19 protein-coding genes are annotated in these 20,280 nt (G+C 64.2%); 17 read left to right on the top strand and 2 right to left on the bottom strand.

Features of this window, described 5'->3' with window-relative positions; translation table 11 throughout:
- Positions 1-81: 81 nt before the first annotated feature.
- A complete protein-coding gene (locus LRX75_RS01905) occupies positions 82-1,182 on the bottom strand; it encodes an OmpP1/FadL family transporter (RefSeq protein ID WP_231811504.1) in 1,101 nt (366 codons plus the stop codon).
- A gap of 234 nt (positions 1,183-1,416) precedes the next feature.
- On the opposite strand from LRX75_RS01905, the gene LRX75_RS01900 reads away from it, so the two are divergent.
- From LRX75_RS01900 to LRX75_RS01840, 13 genes are all read left to right on the top strand, one after another.
- Positions 1,417-1,740: a 2Fe-2S iron-sulfur cluster-binding protein gene (locus tag LRX75_RS01900; RefSeq protein WP_231811503.1), complete on the top strand. Its 324-nt coding sequence runs from the start codon at positions 1,417-1,419 to the stop codon at positions 1,738-1,740.
- A 144-nt stretch (positions 1,741-1,884) separates the two neighbouring features.
- On the top strand, positions 1,885-2,226 hold the full coding sequence (locus LRX75_RS01895) for a DUF2147 domain-containing protein (protein ID WP_231811502.1): 342 nt from the start codon (positions 1,885-1,887) through the stop codon (positions 2,224-2,226).
- A gap of 303 nt (positions 2,227-2,529) precedes the next feature.
- Entirely contained in the window at positions 2,530-3,657 is a 1,128-nt protein-coding gene (locus tag LRX75_RS01890) for an acyl-CoA dehydrogenase family protein (protein WP_231811501.1), read from the top strand.
- A gap of 68 nt (positions 3,658-3,725) precedes the next feature.
- On the top strand, positions 3,726-4,499 hold the full coding sequence (locus LRX75_RS01885; protein WP_231811500.1) for an enoyl-CoA hydratase-related protein: 774 nt from the start codon (positions 3,726-3,728) through the stop codon (positions 4,497-4,499).
- Between the two features lies 1 nt (position 4,500).
- Positions 4,501-5,592 carry an enoyl-CoA hydratase/isomerase family protein gene (locus tag LRX75_RS01880; protein WP_231811499.1) on the top strand — a complete coding sequence of 364 codons (1,092 nt, stop codon included), beginning with the start codon at positions 4,501-4,503 and terminating at the stop codon, positions 5,590-5,592.
- A 1-nt stretch (position 5,593) separates the two neighbouring features.
- Positions 5,594-6,487, top strand: coding sequence for a 3-hydroxyisobutyrate dehydrogenase (gene mmsB / locus LRX75_RS01875; RefSeq protein WP_231811498.1), 894 nt, complete (start codon positions 5,594-5,596; stop codon positions 6,485-6,487).
- Between the two features lie 64 nt (positions 6,488-6,551).
- The gene (locus LRX75_RS01870) at positions 6,552-8,084 is read left to right on the top strand and encodes an acyl-CoA carboxylase subunit beta (protein ID WP_231811497.1); all 1,533 of its coding nucleotides are present in this window, start codon (positions 6,552-6,554) and stop codon (positions 8,082-8,084) included.
- A gap of 11 nt (positions 8,085-8,095) precedes the next feature.
- On the top strand, positions 8,096-10,114 hold the full coding sequence (locus LRX75_RS01865; protein WP_231811496.1) for an acetyl-CoA carboxylase biotin carboxylase subunit: 2,019 nt from the start codon (positions 8,096-8,098) through the stop codon (positions 10,112-10,114).
- 71 nt (positions 10,115-10,185) lie between these two features.
- Positions 10,186-12,327 carry a methylmalonyl-CoA mutase gene (gene scpA, locus LRX75_RS01860; RefSeq protein WP_231811495.1) on the top strand — a complete coding sequence of 714 codons (2,142 nt, stop codon included), beginning with the start codon at positions 10,186-10,188 and terminating at the stop codon, positions 12,325-12,327.
- Positions 12,328-12,331: 4 nt separating this feature from the next.
- Complete coding sequence (gene mce, locus LRX75_RS01855; protein WP_231811494.1) at positions 12,332-12,733, top strand: methylmalonyl-CoA epimerase; 402 nt, start codon at positions 12,332-12,334, stop codon at positions 12,731-12,733.
- Positions 12,734-12,953: 220 nt separating this feature from the next.
- Entirely contained in the window at positions 12,954-13,655 is a 702-nt protein-coding gene (locus LRX75_RS01850; RefSeq protein WP_231811493.1) for a dienelactone hydrolase family protein, read from the top strand.
- A 22-nt stretch (positions 13,656-13,677) separates the two neighbouring features.
- Positions 13,678-14,676, top strand: coding sequence for a DUF6929 family protein (locus LRX75_RS01845; RefSeq protein ID WP_231811492.1), 999 nt, complete (start codon positions 13,678-13,680; stop codon positions 14,674-14,676).
- 242 nt (positions 14,677-14,918) lie between these two features.
- Positions 14,919-16,634: a methyl-accepting chemotaxis protein gene (locus LRX75_RS01840; protein WP_231811491.1), complete on the top strand. Its 1,716-nt coding sequence runs from the start codon at positions 14,919-14,921 to the stop codon at positions 16,632-16,634.
- Between the two features lie 31 nt (positions 16,635-16,665).
- Here LRX75_RS01840 and pcaQ read toward each other — a convergent pair whose 3' ends face one another.
- A complete protein-coding gene (pcaQ, locus tag LRX75_RS01835; protein WP_231811490.1) occupies positions 16,666-17,604 on the bottom strand; it encodes a pca operon transcription factor PcaQ in 939 nt (312 codons plus the stop codon).
- Positions 17,605-17,693: 89 nt separating this feature from the next.
- Here pcaQ and pcaD point away from each other — a divergent pair, with 89 nt between their 5' ends.
- The 4 genes from pcaD to pcaG are packed head-to-tail and all read left to right on the top strand — an operon-like array spanning position 17,694 to position 20,272.
- Complete coding sequence (gene pcaD, locus LRX75_RS01830; protein ID WP_231811489.1) at positions 17,694-18,494, top strand: 3-oxoadipate enol-lactonase; 801 nt, start codon at positions 17,694-17,696, stop codon at positions 18,492-18,494.
- 2 nt (positions 18,495-18,496) lie between these two features.
- Positions 18,497-18,907, top strand: coding sequence for a 4-carboxymuconolactone decarboxylase (gene pcaC / locus LRX75_RS01825; protein WP_231811488.1), 411 nt, complete (start codon positions 18,497-18,499; stop codon positions 18,905-18,907).
- Between the two features lies 1 nt (position 18,908).
- On the top strand, positions 18,909-19,658 hold the full coding sequence (gene pcaH, locus LRX75_RS01820) for a protocatechuate 3,4-dioxygenase subunit beta (protein WP_231811487.1): 750 nt from the start codon (positions 18,909-18,911) through the stop codon (positions 19,656-19,658).
- A complete protein-coding gene (gene pcaG, locus LRX75_RS01815) occupies positions 19,658-20,272 on the top strand; it encodes a protocatechuate 3,4-dioxygenase subunit alpha (protein ID WP_231811486.1) in 615 nt (204 codons plus the stop codon). Before pcaH ends, pcaG begins: the two co-directional genes overlap by 1 nt.
- Positions 20,273-20,280 lie beyond the last annotated feature (8 nt).

Here is a 20,280-nt window from a genome sequence, read left to right as displayed (position 1 = left end):
CGTCGTCGCGCGCGCGTTTGGAAGGTCGGAGCAAGACTTGATGCTAAGAGCCGCGGCGGTCACGCCGCGGCTCTCGTCGTTTCAGAACTTCACGATGACGTTGAGGCGGCTGCTCCAGGCGTTGTTGCCGCTGTAGTTCGCCTGGGCGAAGCCGAGATTTTCTGCCGCGCCGGATGTGCTTCCGACCGCGGTATAGCCGACCGTGCCCGTGATCTGGTATTTGTCGTCCAGATAGGTCAGGCCGGCGGCATAGGTGGTCAGATGGCTGAAGACCGTATCCAGGCCGGGCTCCTCATGGCTGCCGGTATCGTAGGTCACCGATCCGGACACGATCCAGTGCTCGGTGAGGAACTGGGCAAGCCCCGCCTCGAACACCCAGTTGTTGTCGTAGTTGGTGGCGGAGAAACCGCTGTTGCCGCTATTCTGGGCGGGCCTCAGCTTCATGGCGGACCATTCGTTCCAGGTGATCGAGCCGAGAAAGAAAGTTGTCGGCAGGATGGGCACGCGGACGTCGAGGATCACGCTTTGCGGCAATTGGACATCGATGTCGCCGATAACAGGGTAGAAGCCGCCACCGGGCGTCACGGCCAGACCGCTTCCCGCAGAATCGAATTTCAGGGGAGACTTATAGGCCAGCCGCGCGAGCGTTCCGGTGTCGGCGATCTCGTAGGCGACGCCGGCCGTGTAGCCCCATGCCGTGGAACGATCGAGATTGTACTTGATGCCGAAGGTGTTGACGTCCGCCTCGAAGGTTCCGAGCCGCGGTCCGCCGAAGACGCTCCACCGATCATCGAATTTGTAGCGCAGCAGGGCCGTGAATTCGAGCGTCTTGTAAACCGTCGTCACGGGCCCGATCGGAAAGTCGGTGAACTCCAGATCCGCATAATAGGGCTGATCGCCGATTACGGCCAGGGACAGGTCGCTGGTCAGATCCGTCTTCACACCCAGTCCGCCGATCCAGAAATTCGGAGCGACATCGCCCGTATCGCCGAAGCCGGGTGCCGCGATATTGCCTTTGATGCTCGGTGCGATGAACGCGGTGTCGCTTTCGATCACCGTCCCCTGTTCGAACAGCACGCCGTAGTCCTGACGTAATACATCCAGTGCACCCGCTGCAGCCGGTGCCGGCAAAACGCCACAAGCTGCCGTGCCGGCAAGTGCCAGCAGTGTCTTGTGAAACATAGATTCCTCCCAGTTGTCCCGCCTCCCCGAGGCTGTCGCATCGCGACAAGGAATGCTAGCATAAAATAGTCGTAAAATACTAGGACTAATTGACTAGTTTGTGTCTGTCGTGTGATGATTATGCCGGGTCGCAGGGAGGATGTGGCGACGGGGAGGTCCTTGCCCGCGTAATGACATGCCGCTCCCGCGGCCGATCCCCATCGGCTGTCAGGACAGATCGGAAGAATCCGTAATATGCCTAAAATAACATATATTGAATGTAATGGAACCGCTCATGTCATCGACGTCGCTTGCGGCTCCACGGTCATGGAGGGTGCGCGGCAGAACGATATTCCGGGGATCGACGCCAATTGCGGCGGCGCATGCGCCTGTTCCACCTGCCACGCCTATATCGATCCGGCATGGTTCGGCGCATTGCCGCCGATGGACGACATGGAGGAGGAGATGCTGAGCTTCGCCTATGAGCAGGAGCCCGGACGTTCCCGTCTGACCTGTCAGCTGCGCGTAACGGACGAGATGGACGGCCTCGTCGTCAATCTTCCTCTTCGGCAGGCCTGACGCCACATCGCGTCGATCTTCAAAATAGTACGCCTTGACTATTTTTGCCCAACGGGTATTTTCGATCGGCCGGGTGGTGGGAGACCGCCTGACGCGAGTGCGAGGTTTCGCACGGGGGACGCCAAGCGCGTCGGAGGAGGAAAAATGGTGCGAACACTGATGTTAACGGCGGCAACGGTCCTGGGCCTTGCGGCGCACGGCATTGCGGCGGATGCCATCGTCGGCGAATGGAAAGCGACGAGCGGCGAGACGGTGGCGATTTCGCCCTGCGGCGGCGCTTACTGCTATGTCGTCAAGACCGGAAAACACGCGGGCAAGACCATCGGCAAGGTGCATTCGACCGGCGCCAGCTACGAGGGTGAAATTTCCGATCCCGACAACGGCAATGTCTACGGCGCCTTTGCGTCCGTCAGCGGCCCATCCCTGAAGATGAAGGGATGCTATATGAAAGTTCTCTGCAAGACGCAGACGTGGTCGCGTCTCTAGGGAGAGGACTCCGACGGTTGCGTTCGATGTCAGCACCTTCGCGCGCGCATGTCGGAATCTTGAGAACCAAAAGCACGTTCATGTTTGCGTGACGCTCTTGAATTCGACATCTGACCGCGAAGGGTGCCGCGGGCGGACCGCGGATGTCGAATTCATGTCACGACGCCCCCCAGAACATCCCGATCCCTTACGACTGGCCAATCTCGTCGATCCAACCGGATCGAGGGCGCGCTGTCGTGGGCGATATGATGCTGTCGCCGGAAGCGCAGATGCGACCGCGATCGCCATCGAAAGGAACAGCCGATGCTGCTTGACGACCTGCAGGAACAGATCCGCGAGACGGCCCGCGATTTCGCCGTCCATCGTCTGGCTCCCGGCGCCGCCGCGCGGGATCGCGAGAGCACCTTTCCCCATGCCGAACTGACGGAGCTGGGCGCGCTCGGCTTTCTCGGCATGCTTGTGCCGGAAGAATATGGCGGCTCGCAGACGGGAACGGTCGCCTATGCCCTGGCGCTGGAGGAAATCGCGGCTGCGGACGGAGCCTGTTCCACGATCGTGTCGGTCCATTCCTCGGTCGGCTGCGTGCCGATCCTGCGCTTCGGGACGCCGGAGCAGAAGGCCCGCTTTCTTCCCAGAATGGCGTCCGGCAAATGGATCGGCGGTTTCGCCCTGACCGAAGCCCAGGCCGGATCCGATGCCTCCGCGCTGCGCACCCGCGCACGGCGGGAGGGGGATCATTACGTCATCGACGGCTCGAAGCAGTTCATCACCTCCGGCAAGAACGGCCAGGTGATCATCGTTTTCGCCGTGACCGATCCGGAGGCCGGCAAGAAGGGCATATCGGCCTTCATCGTTCCCACCGATACGCCGGGCTACAATGTCGTTTCGGTCGAACACAAGCTTGGGCTGCACAGCTCCGACACCTGCGCGCTGGCTTTCGACGGCATGCGCATTCCGGCGGAGAACCGGCTCGGCGCGGAAGGCGATGGTTATCGGATCGCGCTGGCCAATCTCGAGGGCGGACGTATCGGCATCGCGGCGCAGGCCGTGGGCATGGCGCGGGCGGCGTTCGAGGCGGCAACGGCCTATGCCAAGGAGCGCCGCAGCTTCGGCAAGGCGATCATCGAACACCAGGCCGTCGGCTTCAGCCTCGCAGACATGGCGACGCAGATCGAAGCGGCGCGGCAGCTGGTGCTGCATGCGGCAAGCCTGCGCGATGCGGGAAAGCCGTGCCTGACGGAAGCCTCCATGGCCAAGCTGTTCGCATCCGAGATGGCCGAAAAGGTCTGTTCGGCGGCCATCCAGGTGCATGGCGGTTACGGCTATCTGGCCGACTATCCGGTCGAGCGGATTTACCGCGACGTGCGGATTTGCCAGATCTACGAAGGCACCAGCGAAGTGCAGCGCCTCGTCATCGCGCGTCAGCTTTAGATTTTGTCCGGCAGAGGTGTGAGGCGGCTTACATTCGGACATATGGGAACACGCAAGGGGAGAAGACCATGCCAAACGCGATAGAGGCCAGCAGGGACGGCCGGGTGGCGCTGATCCGGCTCAACCGTCCGGCACAGCTCAACGCATTGAATTCGCAGATCGCGGCCGAGATGGTCGCGGCCGTGGAAGCGCTGGAGCAGGACAGGGACGTCGGCGCGCTCGTGATCACGGGCTCGGACCGCGCCTTTGCGGCCGGTGCCGATATCGCGGAGATGGCGGGCAAGAGCGCCGAAGAGATGATCGAGGAGAATTTTTTCGGAATCTGGGATCGCTTCGCAGACAGTCGGCTGCCGAAGATCGCGGCCGTCAACGGCTATGCGCTGGGCGGCGGCTGCGAACTGATGATGATGTGCGATTTCGCCATTGCCGGCGAAAGTGCGAAATTCGGACAGCCGGAGATCAAGCTCGGCGTGATCGCCGGCATGGGCGGCACACAGCGCATGACAAAGCGGATCGGCCGGGCCCTGTCGATGGACCTGCATCTGACGGGGCGGACGATGGCGGCGGACGAGGCGCTGCGCGCCGGTCTGGTGTCGCGCGTCGTGCCCGATGCCGAGGTGGTCGCGACCGCTATGGCCGCCGCCGCGCAGATCGCCGCCTATTCGCGCCCGGCGGCCCGCCTTGCCCGGGACGCCGTGATGAAAGCGGAGGAGCTGTCCCTGCGCGAAGGCATTCTGTACGAGCGGGCTCTGTTCCACCGCCTGTTCGGCACCCCCGACCAGCGCGAGGGCATGGCGGCCTTCGTCGAGAAGCGTCAGCCCGACTTTCGAAGGGAACGATAGGATGTCGGAGGCCATTCCAAAGGATATCATCGCCGAGGACACGGTTCTCATGGGCGTGGAGGGCGCATTGGGACGCCTTCATCTCAACCGCCCGGACGCCCTGAACAGCCTCGATCTCGACATGGTTCGCAAGATCGCCTGGGAAATCGAAGCGCTGGAGAGCAATCCCGCCGTCCGCGCGATCGCGCTCACCGGCGAGGGCCGGGCGCTGTGCGCAGGCGGCGATATCAAGATGATCTGGCAGACGGGGCGAAGCGCACCGGAGAAAGCTCTGGCATTCTGGGCGGAAGAATACCGTCTGAACGCCCGGATCAGCCACATGGGCAAGCCCTGGCTCGCCGTGATGGACGGCATTTGCATGGGCGGCGGCGTCGGCCTGTCGGTCCATGGCAGTCATCGCGTCGTGACGGAACGCACGACGTTCGCCATGCCGGAAACCGGCATCGGCTACTTCCCCGATGTCGGCGGCACCTGGGCGCTGGCGCGTGCGCCGCGGCGTCTGGGCTTCTGGATCGGCCTCACCGGCGCCAGCATCGGCGCGGCCGACACGATCGCCGCCGGTCTCGCCGATGCCATGGTTCCCTCGAACGCCCTTCCCGCGCTGTTGTCGGATCTCGAATCGGGCCGGAGCGTGAATGCCGCCCTCAAGGCTTACGCCGCCGATCCCGGCCCTTCGGTGCTCAAGGAGAATGCCGGGCTGATCGAGACCATCTTCGGCCTTCCGGACATGGCGGGCATCTTTGCGGCCCTGCGCGCCGACGGCTCGGATTTTGCCACGAAGACGCTGTCCCAGCTCGAGCGGAAATCCCCCACGAGCCTGGTTCTGACGCTGCATCTGCTGCGCGCGGCAGAGACCTCGACCTCGCTCGAAATGTGCCTCGACCGCGAATACGCCGCCGATGCGGCAATCCTCGCCGGTCACGATTTCTACGAAGGCGTCCGCGCGGCCGTCATCGACAAGGATCACAATCCCGTCTGGTCTCCGGCAAGACTGGAAGAGATTGATCAGCCGGCTCTTCTCGCTACGATCAAACCTCTGCCCTCCCTGTTTCCCGCAGCGGTATCGGAGAGCGCCCGATGGAAGGAAAAGTGACATGATCCGCTCGATCGCCTTCATAGGCCTGGGAAACATGGGTGCGCCGATGGCGGGCAATCTCGTCAAGGCGGGTTTTGCCGTGACCGGTTTCGATGTCGCGCCGGCCGCGCGGGATCACGCGAGGGAGCGCGGCGTGCGGATCGCCGACACCATCGGGTCGGCGGTCGATGGCGCCGATGCCGTGATCACCATGCTGCCGAATTCCGCACTCGTGCTCGAGGTCTGGACACGGCTTGCCGCCATCGTGCGGCCGGGCACCCTTGTCATCGACAGCTCGACGATCGATGTCGAAGGCGCCCGCGCCGCGCACGGACTTCTGCCCGGCTGCATCACCATCGATGCTCCGGTTTCGGGCGGAACCAGCGGTGCGGAGGCGGGAACGCTGAGCTTCATGCTGGGTGGCGATGCCGCCGCGATCGAGGCCGCGCGTCCGGTGCTCGAACCGATGGCCGGCCGCATCATCCCCTGCGGCTCGGCCGGTGCGGGGCAGGCGGCGAAGCTCTGCAACAACATGCTGCTCGGCATTTCGATGATCGGCGCGGCCGAAGCCTTCGTGCTGGGCGAAAAACTCGGTCTGGACCATCAGGCTTTGTTCGACGTGCTCTCGACGTCGTCGGGCCAGTGCTGGTCGGTCAATACTTATTGCCCGGTTCCGGGTCCTGTGCCCGCCTCTCCGGCAAATCGCGACTATGCGCCGGGCTTTGCGAGCGCGCTGATGCTGAAGGACCTTCGGCTGGCCAGCCAGGCCGCCACGGACTGCACGGCGTCAACGCCGCTGGGCGCGCACGCCCGGAGGCTTTACGAGGATTTCGTCGGGTCCGGACAGGGTCATAGGGATTTTTCGGCGATCATCGCGTTTTTGAGGGAAGATCATTCCGTGCAGACCGTTTGAGACTCCGCAGTAAGGTGCCAACGCGAACACGTCGTTTCTGAAACCAGAGAAAGAAAATCCTCCGATGAGGAATACCATTGAAAAGCTGCAACGGAAAAAGGACTCCGCCCGCCTCGGTGGCGGAACGCGCCGGATCGATGCCCAGCACGCCAAGGGCAAGCTGACCGCGCGCGAACGCATCGAGGTTCTTTTCGATGAAGGCTCGTTCGAGGAATACGATATGTACGTCACCCACCGCGCGGTGGACTTCGGCATGGCGGAGCAGATCGTCGCCGGCGACGGGGTCGTGACGGGCTGGGGCACGATCAACGGCCGGCAGGTCTACGCCTTCAGCCAGGATTTCACCGTTCTCGGCGGTTCGTTGTCGGAAACGCATGCGCAAAAAATCTGCAAGATCATGGATATGGCGGCACGCGTCGGCGCGCCGGTGATCGGGCTGAACGACAGCGGCGGCGCGCGCATCCAGGAAGGCGTGGCGTCCCTGGCGGGATATGCCGAAGTCTTCCGTCGCAACGCCGAAGTCTCCGGCGTCATCCCCCAGATTTCCGTCATCATGGGGCCCTGCGCGGGCGGGGCGGTCTACTCTCCGGCCATGACGGACTTCATCTTCATGGTGCGCGACACCTCCTACATGTTCGTGACCGGCCCGGATGTGGTGAAAACCGTCACCAACGAGATCGTGACGGCAGAGGAGCTTGGCGGCGCCTCGACCCACACCCGGAAATCCTCTGTGGCCGATGGCGCCTATGAAAACGATATCGACGCGCTGGAGGCCGTGCGGACCCTGTTCGATTTCCTGCCGCTCAACAACCGCGAAAAGGCTCCGACGCGTCCTTTCCACGACGACCCGGCAAGGCTGGAAATGCGTCTCGACACGCTGATCCCCGACAGTTCCAACAAGCCCTACGACATGAAAGAACTCATTCATGCGTTGGCCGACGAGGGCGATTTCTTCGAGCTTCAGGAGGCCTTTGCCAGAAACATCCTCACCGGCTTTGTACGCCTCGAGGGCCAGACGGTCGGGGTGGTCGCCAACCAGCCGATGGTGCTGGCCGGGTGCCTCGATATCGACAGCTCGCGCAAGGCCGCCCGTTTCGTGCGCTTCTGCGATGCCTTCAACATTCCCCTTCTCACTCTGGTCGATGTGCCGGGCTTTCTGCCGGGCGTCGCGCAGGAATATGGCGGCGTGATCAAGCACGGCGCGAAACTGCTGTTTGCCTATTCGCAGGCAACGGTGCCGATGGTGACGCTGATCACGCGCAAGGCGTATGGCGGCGCCTATGACGTGATGGCCTCCAAGCATATCGGCGCCGATGTCAACTATGCCTGGCCGACGGCGGAGATCGCCGTGATGGGAGCCAAGGGCGCGGCGGAGATCCTGTACCGTTCCGAACTGTCCGACCCCGACAAGATCGCCGCCCGCACCCGGGAATATGAGGAGCGTTTCGCCAATCCGTTCGTCGCCGCCGAGCGCGGCTTCATCGACGAGGTGATCATGCCGCATTCCTCCCGCCGCCGCATCGCCCGCGCCTTTGCATCGCTCCGCAACAAGCAGGCGGCGACGCATTGGAAGAAACACGATACGATTCCCCTGTGAGGATGCCCCCCATGATCTCGAAAATCCTCATTGCCAATCGCGGCGAAATCGCCTGCCGGGTCATCCGCACGGCCAAGGCCATGGGCATCGGAACGGTCGCGGTCTATTCCGACGCCGATGCCAATGCGCTGCATGTGGCGCTCGCCGACGAGGCCGTGAACATCGGCCCGGCGCCCTCGAACCAGTCCTATATCGTCATCGAGAGGATCCTCGATGCGATCCGGCAGACCGGGGCCGACGCCGTGCATCCCGGCTACGGCTTTCTGTCGGAAAACGCGGTCTTCGCCGCAGCGCTCGAAAAGGCCGGCGTCATCTTCATCGGACCGCCGGTCGGCGCGATCGAGGCGATGGGCGACAAGATCACGTCGAAGAAGCTGGCGGCGGACGCCGGTGTTTCCACCGTGCCGGGACATATGGGCCTGATCGCGGATGCCGACGAGGCGGTCAGGATCGCGTCCTCGATCGGCTACCCGGTCATGATCAAGGCGTCCGCCGGCGGCGGCGGCAAGGGCATGCGCATCGCCTGGAACGATGCCGAGGCCCGCGAAGGCTTCCAGTCCTCCAAAAACGAGGCCAGGGCCTCCTTCGGCGACGATCGCATCTTCATCGAGAAATTCGTCACGCAGCCGCGCCATATCGAAATCCAGGTGCTGGGCGACACGCACGGCACCGTGCTCTCTCTTGGCGAACGGGAATGCTCGATCCAGCGCCGCAACCAGAAGGTCATCGAGGAGGCGCCTTCGCCGTTTCTCGACGCCGCGACGCGCAAGGCCATGGGCGAACAGGCGGTCGCCCTGGCGCAGGCCGTCGGCTATCACTCGGCCGGCACGGTGGAGTTCATCGTGGACGGCGACCGCAATTTCTACTTTCTCGAGATGAACACGCGGCTGCAGGTGGAGCACCCGGTGACGGAGCTGATCACCGGCATCGATCTCGTCGAACAGATGATCCGGGTTGCCGCCGGGGAAAAGCTGTCCTTCGGTCAGGACGAGATCCGGCTGAACGGCTGGGCGATCGAAAGCCGCCTCTACGCGGAAGATCCCTACCGCAACTTCCTGCCCTCCATCGGCCGGCTGACGCGCTATCGCCCGCCGCGCGAAGGCGTCCAGCCCGACGGCACGATCGTGCGCAACGATACCGGCGTCTTCGAGGGCAGCGAAATCTCGATGTATTACGACCCCATGGTCGCCAAGCTCTGCACCTGGTCGCCGGGCGAGGCGGGCACGGCCCGGCTGGCGGCGATCGATGCCATGGGAAAAGCGCTCGACGCGTTCGAGGTGGAGGGCATCGGCCACAACCTGCCGTTCCTCTCCGCCGTGATGAGCCAGGCCCGGTTCCGGTCCGGCCACATCACCACGGCCTATATCGCCGAGGAATTTCCCGACGGATTTACGGGCGTCAGCCCCGATGCGGACTCGTCGCGAAAGCTTGCGGCGATTGCCGCCTGGATCAACCAGCGGCTTCAGGAGCGCGCCGCCCGGATCTCGGGCACGATCGGCAACCATCTTCGCATCGTCGGCAAGCAATGGGTCGTCATCCTCGCCGAATTCGAGCACGCCGTGACACTGGAAACCGACGCGGCGGCGACGTTCGCGCTGTTTGAGGACGGCGGCCGGATGGCGATTGCCAGCGACTGGCTTCCGGGCAGGAGCCTTGCGGCCTTCGATGTCGACGGAGACGTCATGGGGGTCAAGGTCGATCTCGTCGGCTCCGCCATCCGCCTGCGCTGGCGCGGCATGGATGTGACGGCACGGGTCCGCAGCCCCCGCGTTGCGGAACTGGCGCGGCTGATGCCGGTCAAGCCGCGGCCCGACACCTCGAAAATGCTGCTTTGCCCGATGCCGGGCGTCATCACCTCGGTCATGGTGGTCGCGGGCGAGCATGTGGAGGCGGGCCAGACGCTGGCCACCGTCGAGGCGATGAAGATGGAAAACGTGCTGAAGGCGGAGCGGAAAGGCGTCGTCAAGCGCGTCGCCGCCGCCACCGGACAGAGCCTTGCCGTCGATGAACTGATCATGGAATTCGAGTAGACCTGCCGGCAGCCAGCACCTGCGGGACAGACGTCCCACGGGCATGGACGGACGAAAACGGAGTTGAAGCGATGCCCGAGAAAACACTTCCAGACTGGCGGAGGCTTGCGGAAAAGGAGCTGAAGGCGTCGCCCGAAGCGCTCGTCTGGCACACGCCCGAGGGCATCGACGTCAAGCCGCTTTACACGGCCGAAGACATCGAGGGCATCGACCATCTCGACAGCCTGCCGGGCTTTGCGCCCTTCGTGCGCGGACCGCGCGCCACCATGTATGCCGGACGGCCCTGGACCATCCGCCAATATGCCGGCTTCTCGACGGCGGAGGAAAGCAACGCCTTCTACCGGCGCAACCTCGCGGCCGGTCAGAAGGGTCTCTCCGTCGCCTTCGATCTCGCCACCCATCGCGGCTATGACAGCGATCATCCGCGCGTCGAGGGCGATGTCGGCAAGGCCGGCGTGGCGATCGACAGCGTCGAGGACATGAAGATCCTGTTCGACAGGATCCCGCTCGACGAGATGTCGGTGTCCATGACCATGAACGGCGCCGTGATCCCGATTCTGGCCAACTTCATCGTCGCCGGCGAAGAGCAGGGGGTCTCGCGCGAAAAGCTGTCGGGCACCATCCAGAACGATATCCTCAAGGAGTTCATGGTCCGCAACACCTATATCTACCCGCCCGAACCCTCGATGCGGATCATCGCCGATATCATCGACTATACGGCGCGCGAGATGCCCAGGTTCAACTCCATCTCGATCTCCGGCTACCATATGCAGGAGGCCGGATCGACGCTGGTGCAGGAGCTGGCCTTCACGCTGGCCGACGGCCGCGAATATGTGCGCGCCGCACTGGCCAAGGGGCTCAACGTCGACGACTTCGCCGGCCGGCTGTCGTTCTTCTTCGCCATCGGCATGAACTTCTTCATGGAGGCGGCCAAGCTGCGCGCGGCGCGCCTTCTCTGGTCGCGCATCATGGCGGAGTTCGAGCCCGGACTGCCGTCGTCGCTGATGCTGCGCACCCATTGCCAGACCTCCGGCGTGTCGCTGCAGGAGCAGGACCCCTACAACAACATCATCCGAACGGCCTACGAGGCGATGTCGGCGGCACTCGGCGGTACCCAGTCGCTGCACACCAACGCGCTCGACGAGGCGATCGCCCTGCCGACCGAATTCTCGGCCCGCATCGCCCGCAACACCCAGCTGATCCTGCAGCACGAGACCGGTGTCACCCGCGTCGTCGATCCGCTGGCCGGCTCCTATTATGTCGAAAGCCTGACCGACGAACTCGCCACCAAGGCCTGGGCGCTGATCGAGGAGATCGAGACGCTGGGCGGCATGACCAGGGCCGTGGCCGACGGCCTGCCGAAGCGGATGATCGAGGAGGCCGCGACCCGACGGCAGGCCGCGGTCGACCGCGCCGAGGAGATCATCGTCGGCGTCAACAAGTACCGGCTGGAAAACGAGGAGCCGATCGACATCCTCTCGATCGACAACAGCGCCGTGCGCGCAAGCCAGATCAAGCGGCTGGACGCGGTGCGCCGCCGGCGCGATCCGTCCCGTGTGGCCGAAACGCTCGACGCTCTGACCAGAACGGCGCAGTCCGGCACGGGCAATCTGCTCGCGGCCGCCGTGGAGGCCGCACGCGCCCGCGCCACGGTGGGCGAGATCTCCGACGCCATGCGCGTGGTCTTCGGCGATCATTCGGCCGTGCCGGTGGTCGTGGGCAACATCTACGGCCCGGCCTATGACGGCGATCCGGAATACGACATGCTGGTGGAGCGGCTGTCGGCCTTTTCCGCCGGTACCGGCGGCAAACCGAAAATTCTGGTCGCCAAACTCGGCCAGGACGGCCACGACCGCGGCGCCAAAGTGGTGGCGTCCGGGTTCGGCGATATCGGCTTTCAGGTGCTGGCGGGGCCGCTGTTCCAGACGCCGGAGGAGGCGGCCGATCTGGCAATCGCACAGAAGGTGCAGGTGGTCGGCATGTCGTCTCTGGCCGCCGGTCACAGGACGCTGGCACCGCAGCTGGTCACGGCGCTGAAGGCGAAGGGCGGCAAGGATGTCATCGTCGTCGTCGGCGGAGTCATCCCCCGCCAGGATTACGACTTCCTGCTGGAGAACGGTGTCTCCGCCGTCTTCGGTCCGGGCACCAATGTTCTCGACGCCGCGCGCGCCGTCCTCGACCTTCTCGAAGGCAAGCGGCACAACAGGGGTTAACGTCATGATGAATGTGCTGAACCATATCGCGATCGCCGTACCGGATATGTCCACGGCGATCGCGCATTACCGGGCGCTCGGCGCCGAGGTTTCGCAGCCGCAGGATCTGCCGGATCACGGCGTGACTGTGGTTTTCATCCAGCTGCAGAACACGAAGATCGAGCTGCTGCATCCTCTGGGCGAGAATTCGCCGATCGCCGGCTTCCTCGAAAAGAACCCGACGGGCGGTCTCCATCACCTCTGCTTCGAGGTCGAGGATCTCGGCGCGGCCATCGACACGCTGTCGGATGTCGGGGCCCGCGTGCTCGGCAACGGGCAGCCGAAGATCGGCGCACACGGCAAGCCGGTTATCTTTGCGCATCCGAAAGATTTTCATGGCGTGCTCATGGAATTCGAACAGGCATAGACGAAGAGAACCATTCGTCTGGGGACGGGCTCAACGGATCTGTCGCGGCGCGCATCGGCGTTGAAAGGATCGTTCTGAACGGCGGAATGCAGGTCTCCGTCCGGCCGGTCGACCGAAGATGCGTCGTGCTGCTCTTGCGCTTCTGACCGCATGCCCCACATGCCTCCCCAAGTGCCGGCGTCTCGCCGAGCGCTTTCTGCAACGACAGGAGGATGCCCGCATGGGGACGATGATCCAGCTGACCGCCGGCGATGGCGTGACGATCGATGCCTACAAGGCCGAGCCCGAGGGGCCGCCACGGGGCGGGGTGGTCGTCCTGCAGGAGATCTTCGGGGTCAATGCCCATATCAAGCGGGTTGCGGATCGGTTTGCGCGCGAAGGTTATCTTGTGATCGCACCCGCCTTGTTCGATCGCGTCGAGCACGGCGTCGAACTCGGTTACGCCGCCGAAGAATTCCCCGCCGCCGTCGGTCTCGTCCAGCGGGTCGATCACGCCAAGACCCCGCTCGACGTCGCCGCCGCCGTGACGGCCGCCTCCGAAGGCGGAAAGGTTGCTGTGGTCGGCTATTGCTGGGGCGGTTCGCTTGCCTATCAGGCGGCATGCTCCACCGACGGCGTTGCCGCGGCCGTCGGCTATTATGGCGGCAACATCGCAAAATCGCTCGATCGGAGGCCGACAGTCCCGGTGATGCTGCATCTCGGCGAACGCGACGACCATATCCCCATGAGCGATGTCGCGGCGATCAAGGCGGCCCTGCCGGATGTCCCGATCTTCACCTATGACGCCGGCCACGGCTTCAATTGCGACGCGAGAGCTTCGTTCGACGAGCCGAGCGCTGCCAAGGCCCTGGAGCGCACACTGGCCTTCCTGTCCGAGACGGTCGGCTCTGAAAGGCCTACGTCTTCACCCTCCGGCGCCTGACCCTCACCCCTCGGATGCTGCGATGATCGTCCTGACCGAAAGGCGCACTCTGGCGATCGTCGCGACAGACGATGGAGGGGCGTTGAGAGCGCATGTGAGCGCCGCCAGCGGGCTCGTCTGCTTGGGGACAACGCTTTACGTCGTCGTGGACGATGCGTTGCATCTCGGCATCTTTTCCCTCGATTCGCCGGCGCCCGGCCGGCTGTTTCGGCTGTTCGATGGCGCATTGGCGGACGAGAAAGCCAAGCGGAAACGCCGGAAGCCGGACCTCGAAGCGCTCGTCCATATCCCGCCGTTCGATGCCTTTCCGGATGGTGCCCTGCTGGCACTCGGCTCCGGCTCCCGGGCGAACCGGCAACGCGGCGCTCTTCTGGGCCTCGATACGGCCGGCAGCATCGCCGGCGCGCCGCGCGTCATCGACCTTGCAGGCCTTTTCGGGCCGATGTCGGGCCTGTTCCCCGACCTCAATATCGAGGGGGCGGTGGTCGCGGGCGATAGGCTGCGGCTGATCCAGCGCGGCAACCGAGGCCGGCGCGACAATGCGGTTCTGTCCTATCCGCTGGCGAAAGTCCTCCCGCTCCTGCTCGGCGGCGGGCAGGAGACCCTGCCGCCCGAATCGATCCATCGGCTCGATCTCGGCGAGATCGACGGCGTGGCGCTCGGTCTGACGGACGCGACGATGCTGCCGGATGGCCGGATGGTCGTCAGCGCCGTTGCCGAAGATACCGACGATGCCTACCGGGACGGCGCTTGCGTCGGCGCGGCCCTCGGCATCGTCGATGCGGATGGGGCTCTTGTCTCTCTTGAGCGACTGGAGCGGCCCGACAAGGTCGAGGGCATCAGCCTCGGAAACCCGGGCGGACGGCCCCATCTCCTGCTGGTGACGGATGCCGACGATCCGGCCATCCCGGCCGTGCTCCTGTCGCTGCCGCTGGCGCCATTCGCCGCGGAGAGAACCGGCACCGGCGGCGAAGGTGAGATGGTGTCGCAGCCGGGTTTGGGGTCTGCGGAACAGGTGTGAACCGCTTTGTGTCACGCCGATCGATCGATCAGAGAAGTTCTATCCTAAAAATAGGGTCGAGTAACAGGCATTGCTAAAGATGTTCGTGCGGCAGAGCTGCCGGCTGTTGGAAAACGCACTGGATCGTTGTTTCGCATGTTCGAATTAAAACGAATTTTTAAGCATATTTAGTTAACGTCACCCTTCATCCGGGTCGCACTTGCTTTCCGGTGCACGACAACGGACGGACGGGGGACTTCGACGTGTTTGGGATATCCGAGCTTTCTGGCATGCAGCGCGAGGCGATGAAGGCGATTACCGCCAACATCGTGATCGCGGATGTCGGTCTCAACATTCGTTACATGAACAATGCGGTGATGGATCTGCTGAAGGAGGCCGCACCGGATCTGAAGAAGGAGCTGCCACGCTTCGACTTCGACAAGCTGATCGGCAGCAACATCGATATCTTTCATAAGAACCCGTCGCATCAGCGCAGTATGCTCGCGGCGCTTAAGACCCAGCACCGGGCAACGATCTGGATCGGCCATCGGGCATTCGATCTGATCGTCACGCCCCTGACCAAGGGTGCGAAGACGACCGGCTTCGTCGTCGAGTGGAGCGATGCCAAGGAACGGCTGCAGAATCTGGACTATCAGGCGCAGATGGTTGCCATCAGCCGCTCGCAGGGCGTCATCGAATTTACGACGCAGGGGGAGATCGTTTCGGCGAATGCCAACTTCCTGAAGGCCATCAATTACAGCATGGACGAGATCAAGGGGCGTCCGCACAGCATCCTCGTGGAGCCGGGTTACGCGCAGTCGCCGGAGTACAAGGCGTTCTGGGACGCGCTGCGGCGCGGCGAGGTGCAGGCTGCCGAGTTCACCCGATATGCCAAGAATGGCAAGGCGATCTTCATCAACGCGTCCTACAACCCGATCCTCGATGCCAAGGGCAAGGTCACCAAGGTCGTCAAGTTCGCGACGGACGTCACCGAGCGTGTGGAAGCCGTCAGCGCCATCGGCGATGCGCTGACGAAGCTTGCGAATGGCGACCTCTCGTTCAGCCTCGATCAGCCGTTCGCGCCTGATTTCGAGAGCCTCCGGAGCACGATGAACGTCGCTCTCGGCCAGATGCGGAACACACTCGGCGCCGTTGCCCGCTCGACTGCCCAGATCGATACCGGGACCCGCGAAATCAGCCAGAGCGCCGAGGACCTCTCCCGGCGCACGGAGCAGCAGGCCGCGTCCCTCGAGGAGACCGCCGCAGCACTCGATCAGATCACCGTCAACGTCTCCAATGCCGCCAAGCGCGCGGAGGAGGCCCGTCGGTCGGCGTCGACGGCCAGTCAGAATGCCGAGCGCTCGGGCAATGTGGTGGCCGATGCGGTCGGGGCCATGTCGCGCATTGAAGCGTCCTCGAACCAGATCTCCAACATCATCGGCGTCATTGATGAGATCGCCTTCCAGACCAACCTGCTGGCGCTCAATGCGGGGGTCGAGGCGGCGCGTGCGGGGGAGGCGGGCAAGGGGTTTGCCGTCGTCGCCCAGGAGGTGCGCGAACTCGCCCAGCGGTCCGCGCAGGCGGCCAAGGAAATCAAGGAGCTGATCCGCAACTCCTCGAACGAGGTCCGCACCGGCGTCAAGCTCGTCAGCGAGACGGGAGACTCGCTGCAGACGATCCGCAGCAACATCGTCGTCGTCAACGAGCACATGGAAGCCATCACCAGTTCAGCGCGCGAACAGGCGACGGGGTTGTCCGAGGTGAATGCCGCCGTCAACCAGATGGACCAGGTGACCCAGCAGAATGCGGCCATGGTCGAGGAAACCAATGCCGCCAGCGCTACGCTCGCGCAGGAGACCGCGACGCTGCGCGATCTGATCCGGCACTTCGACCTGGGTCAGGATGCACCGCGGACGACGGGTCTCTCGTCCTCCCACCAGCGCCCGGAAGCGCCCGCGCGGCGGGCGGCGATGCGATAGGCGAACGCCGGAGGCCGCAGTCGTGACGCCGTCAGCTCGGTTCCGACATGAGCTGGTGCGCTTCGGACGCGGCCTCCCGGATCGTCTGCATGAGGATCGATAGGGGCAGTGACGCCATGGTATCGGCGCGCATGGTCAGACCCACGGGGCCGCGGGTTTCCCGGGTATCGATCGGCAGTTTCGCAAGGGAGCCATTCTCGATATCGCCTGCGACGACTCCTTCGGAGATGATCCAGACGGCATCGCTCATCTGGACGAAGGCGCGTCCGAAGGCATCCGAGACCGTTTCGATCTGGTCGGGAAGGTGTCCCACCCCGTTGACGAGCAGGAGATTGTCCACGAAGGGCCGGATGATCGCGGTGCGCGTCGGCATCAGGATCGTGTAGTCGCTGAGACGCGAAAGCGGGGACCCCGTGCTTGCGAGCAGCGGATGTCCGGCGCGGACGGCGAAGACGACCTGCTCGGAATAGAGATGCTCGAAGGTCAGGCCGGTCATCTTGTCCGCGGCCGCCAGGCGTCCGATCACCAGTTCGAGATCGCCGACGCGCAATTGCTCGAGGAGCACGGCATTCTCGCCCGTGACGATCTTGACGCGGCTCCAGGTCTTCTCGTCCATGAAGAGCTGCATCGCGCGCGGCATGATATGAGTGGATACGGTGGGCAGTGCCCCGATGCGGAGGGTCGGCGCCTCGCCGGAGCGCTCGATCGAGACCGAATCGATGCCTTGCCGCAGCGCCGTCAACGCCGCGCCGGCATGGCGCAGGAACACCTCGCCCTGCCGCGTGATCCGGATGCCGCGCCCCTCGCGTTCGATGACCGCGACGCCGAGGATCTGCTCCAGTTCGCGGATGGTTTTCGTCACCGCCGGCTGGGTGATGTGCAGGCCGGCCGCCGCTTTCGCGACGCTCTTCTGCCGGGCGACCTCGACGAACATCTGCAGGTGCCGGACCTTGATGCCGGATTCACGCATGGAAACATAACTCACCGGTTATCGATATCACCTGAATTATCATTTTACAGCACCGGATCAAGGCGCCATTCTGCGCCCGGGAGGTGCGCATGCGATTTGTATCCGTCAACGGCGTCACGTTACATCACGCGATCATCGGCGATCCGGCGAGAAAGCCCGTGCTGGTCTTCGTCAATTCGCTCGGCACCGATTTTCGTATCTGGCACGATGTGGCCGACCGTCTGAAGGAGGCGGCGACCATCCTTCTCTACGACATGCGCGGACACGGCCTCTCGGCGCTGGGCGGCAAGGCTGCGCGCATCGAGGACCATGCCGCCGACCTGTCCGGTCTCCTCGATCATCTCGGCGTCGAAGATGCCGTCATCTGCGGCCTGTCGGTCGGCGGGCTGGTTGCGCAGGCGCTGTACCAGAGCCGGCCGGACCTGGTGCGGGCCCTCGCTCTCTGCGCGACGGCCCACAAGATCGGAACGCCCGAGATGTGGAACGGACGGATACGCGCTGTCGAGCAGGGCGGGATGGAGAGTATCCTCGATGCCGTCATGGAGCGCTGGTTCACGCCGGCCTTCCGAAGCTCCGACAACGCGGCCTATGCCGGCTATCGCACGATGCTCGTCCGGCAGCCGGTCGCGGGATATGTCGCCACCTGCGCCGCGATCCGCGATGCGGACTACACGGCTGCCGCCACGCGTATCGCGGTGCCCACGCTCTGCATCGTCGGCGATCACGACGGTTCCACGCCGCCGGATCTTGTGCGCTCCACCGCGGCGCTCGTCCCGGGGGCGCGGTTCGAGATGATCGCCGATGCGGGACATATCCCCTGCGTCGAGCAGCCGGAAGCGCTTTGCGCGCTCGTGCGCTCTTTCCTCCTTTGTCTTTATCAAGAGGCCTGACGATGTCCGCTTTACCGTCCGAGCGATACCGGCAGGGCATGGCCACGCGGCGTGCCGTGCTCGGTGACAGCCATGTCAATCGCGCCGAGGCCGCCGCCACGGAGATGGACCGGCCTTTTCAGGCCTTGATCACGGAGGCCGCCTGGGGCCATGTCTGGTCGCGCGATACGCTGACCAAGCGGGAACGTTCGATGATCACCATCGCGCTGCTGGCGGCGCTCGGTCAGGACGAGGAGGTTGCCATGCATGTCAGAGCGACCCTGAACACCGGAGCCTCGCGCGAGGATATCGGCGAGGCCCTGTTGCATGTGGCGATCTATGCCGGCGTTCCCGCCGCCAACCACGCCATCAAGATCGCCAAGCGGACCTATGCCGAGATGGACGCCGAAGCGGCGCAGGCGGAGGGAGGGTAGAATGTCGATGCGATCCAACGACGCGCCGGAAACCGGGGCTTTCTTCGGGCGGGACCGGACATGGCATTCGCCGGCCCTCACACCCGGCTACAAGACGTCCGTGCTGCGCGCGCCGCAGCGTGCGCTCCTGTCGCTCGATGGCACGCTGTCGGAAACGACGGGGCCGGTCTTCGGCCACGGGATGATCGGCGAGCTGGACAACGACCTGATCCACAATTTCGCCAAGCCGGGCGAGAGCGCGATCGGCGAGCGGATCGTGGTGCATGGCCGGGTGCTGGACGAGCGCGGCAGGCCGGTGCGCGGCGCCCTGCTCGAATTCTGGCAGGCCAATGCGGGCGGTCGCTACCGGCACAAGAAGGAAACCTACCTTGCGGCCCTCGATCCCAATTTCGGCGGCTGCGGCCGCACGATCTGCGACGACGAGGGGCACTATGCCTTTCGCACGGTGCGGCCCGGTGCCTATCCCTGGCCGAATGGGGTCAACGACTGGCGGCCGGCTCATATCCACTTTTCCGTGTTCGGCCATGGCTTCGCCCAGCGCCTGATCACCCAGATGTATTTCGAGGGCGACCCGATGATCTGGAAATGTCCGATCGTCAACACGATCCCCGACAAGGCCGCCATCGAGCAATTGATCGCGCTGCTCGACTGGAACAACACAATCCCGATGGACGCGCGCGCCTATCGTTTCGATATTGTCCTGCGGGGCCGCCGCTCGACGCTGTTTGAAAACCGGCTGGAGGGTAACTGATGCTCCTGTCGCTCGACGCTTTGAAGGAAACTCCCTCCCAGACGGCCGGGCCCTATGTCCATATCGGTCTCATGCCCAACAGCTGCGGCATCGAGGGCGTCTATGCGGACGATCTCGGCTCGGTCATGGTCAACGACAAGACGCTCGGGGCGCGGATCGCCATCAGCGGCCGCATCTTCGACGGCGCGCAGACGCCGGTGCGCGATGCCGTTCTCGAGATCTGGCAGGCCGACCATACGGGGCTCTACAACAGCCCGTCGGAGAGACGGGGAACCGCCGATCCGAACTTCACCGGATGGGGACGCTCGGCGACGGCTGCCGAAGACGGCGTCTTCCGCTTCGAAACGATCAAGCCCGGCCGCGTCCCCTTCAAGGACGGACGGATGATGGCGCCGCACATCACGGTGTGGATCGTCGCCCGGGGGATCAATATCGGCCTGCACACGCGGCTTTATTTCCCGGAGGAGGCGGAGGCCAATGCGGTCGATCCCCTGCTGCTGCGGATCGAACATCGCGCCCGCGTCGAGACGATGATCGCCACCCGGACCGGCCAGGACTATACGTTCGATATCCATCTGCAGGGACCGTCGGAAACGGTGTTCCTCGATATCTAGAGCGTTTC

Source organism: Rhizobium quercicola, assembly GCF_021168455.1.
Classification (GTDB): domain Bacteria; phylum Pseudomonadota; class Alphaproteobacteria; order Rhizobiales; family Rhizobiaceae; genus Ferranicluibacter; species Ferranicluibacter quercicola.
Note: the sequence above shows the minus strand (reverse complement) of the source record. Positions and strands in the feature narration are given on the sequence as shown.

Coding starts and splice junctions, on each gene's coding strand:
- LRX75_RS01880 (WP_231811499.1), top strand. CDS start 4,501: ATGTCGGAGGCCATTCCAAAGGATATCATCGCCGAGGACACGGTTCTC.
- pcaQ (WP_231811490.1), bottom strand. CDS start 17,604: ATGCGTGAATCCGGCATCAAGGTCCGGCACCTGCAGATGTTCGTCGAG.
- pcaD (WP_231811489.1), top strand. CDS start 17,694: ATGCGATTTGTATCCGTCAACGGCGTCACGTTACATCACGCGATCATC.
- LRX75_RS01900 (WP_231811503.1), top strand. CDS start 1,417: ATGCCTAAAATAACATATATTGAATGTAATGGAACCGCTCATGTCATC.
- LRX75_RS01895 (WP_231811502.1), top strand. CDS start 1,885: ATGGTGCGAACACTGATGTTAACGGCGGCAACGGTCCTGGGCCTTGCG.
- mce (WP_231811494.1), top strand. CDS start 12,332: ATGATGAATGTGCTGAACCATATCGCGATCGCCGTACCGGATATGTCC.
- LRX75_RS01865 (WP_231811496.1), top strand. CDS start 8,096: ATGATCTCGAAAATCCTCATTGCCAATCGCGGCGAAATCGCCTGCCGG.
- LRX75_RS01885 (WP_231811500.1), top strand. CDS start 3,726: ATGCCAAACGCGATAGAGGCCAGCAGGGACGGCCGGGTGGCGCTGATC.
- pcaG (WP_231811486.1), top strand. CDS start 19,658: ATGCTCCTGTCGCTCGACGCTTTGAAGGAAACTCCCTCCCAGACGGCC.
- LRX75_RS01905 (WP_231811504.1), bottom strand. CDS start 1,182: ATGTTTCACAAGACACTGCTGGCACTTGCCGGCACGGCAGCTTGTGGC.
- pcaH (WP_231811487.1), top strand. CDS start 18,909: ATGTCGATGCGATCCAACGACGCGCCGGAAACCGGGGCTTTCTTCGGG.
- LRX75_RS01890 (WP_231811501.1), top strand. CDS start 2,530: ATGCTGCTTGACGACCTGCAGGAACAGATCCGCGAGACGGCCCGCGAT.
- pcaC (WP_231811488.1), top strand. CDS start 18,497: ATGTCCGCTTTACCGTCCGAGCGATACCGGCAGGGCATGGCCACGCGG.
- LRX75_RS01850 (WP_231811493.1), top strand. CDS start 12,954: ATGGGGACGATGATCCAGCTGACCGCCGGCGATGGCGTGACGATCGAT.
- LRX75_RS01845 (WP_231811492.1), top strand. CDS start 13,678: ATGATCGTCCTGACCGAAAGGCGCACTCTGGCGATCGTCGCGACAGAC.
- mmsB (WP_231811498.1), top strand. CDS start 5,594: ATGATCCGCTCGATCGCCTTCATAGGCCTGGGAAACATGGGTGCGCCG.
- scpA (WP_231811495.1), top strand. CDS start 10,186: ATGCCCGAGAAAACACTTCCAGACTGGCGGAGGCTTGCGGAAAAGGAG.
- LRX75_RS01870 (WP_231811497.1), top strand. CDS start 6,552: ATGAGGAATACCATTGAAAAGCTGCAACGGAAAAAGGACTCCGCCCGC.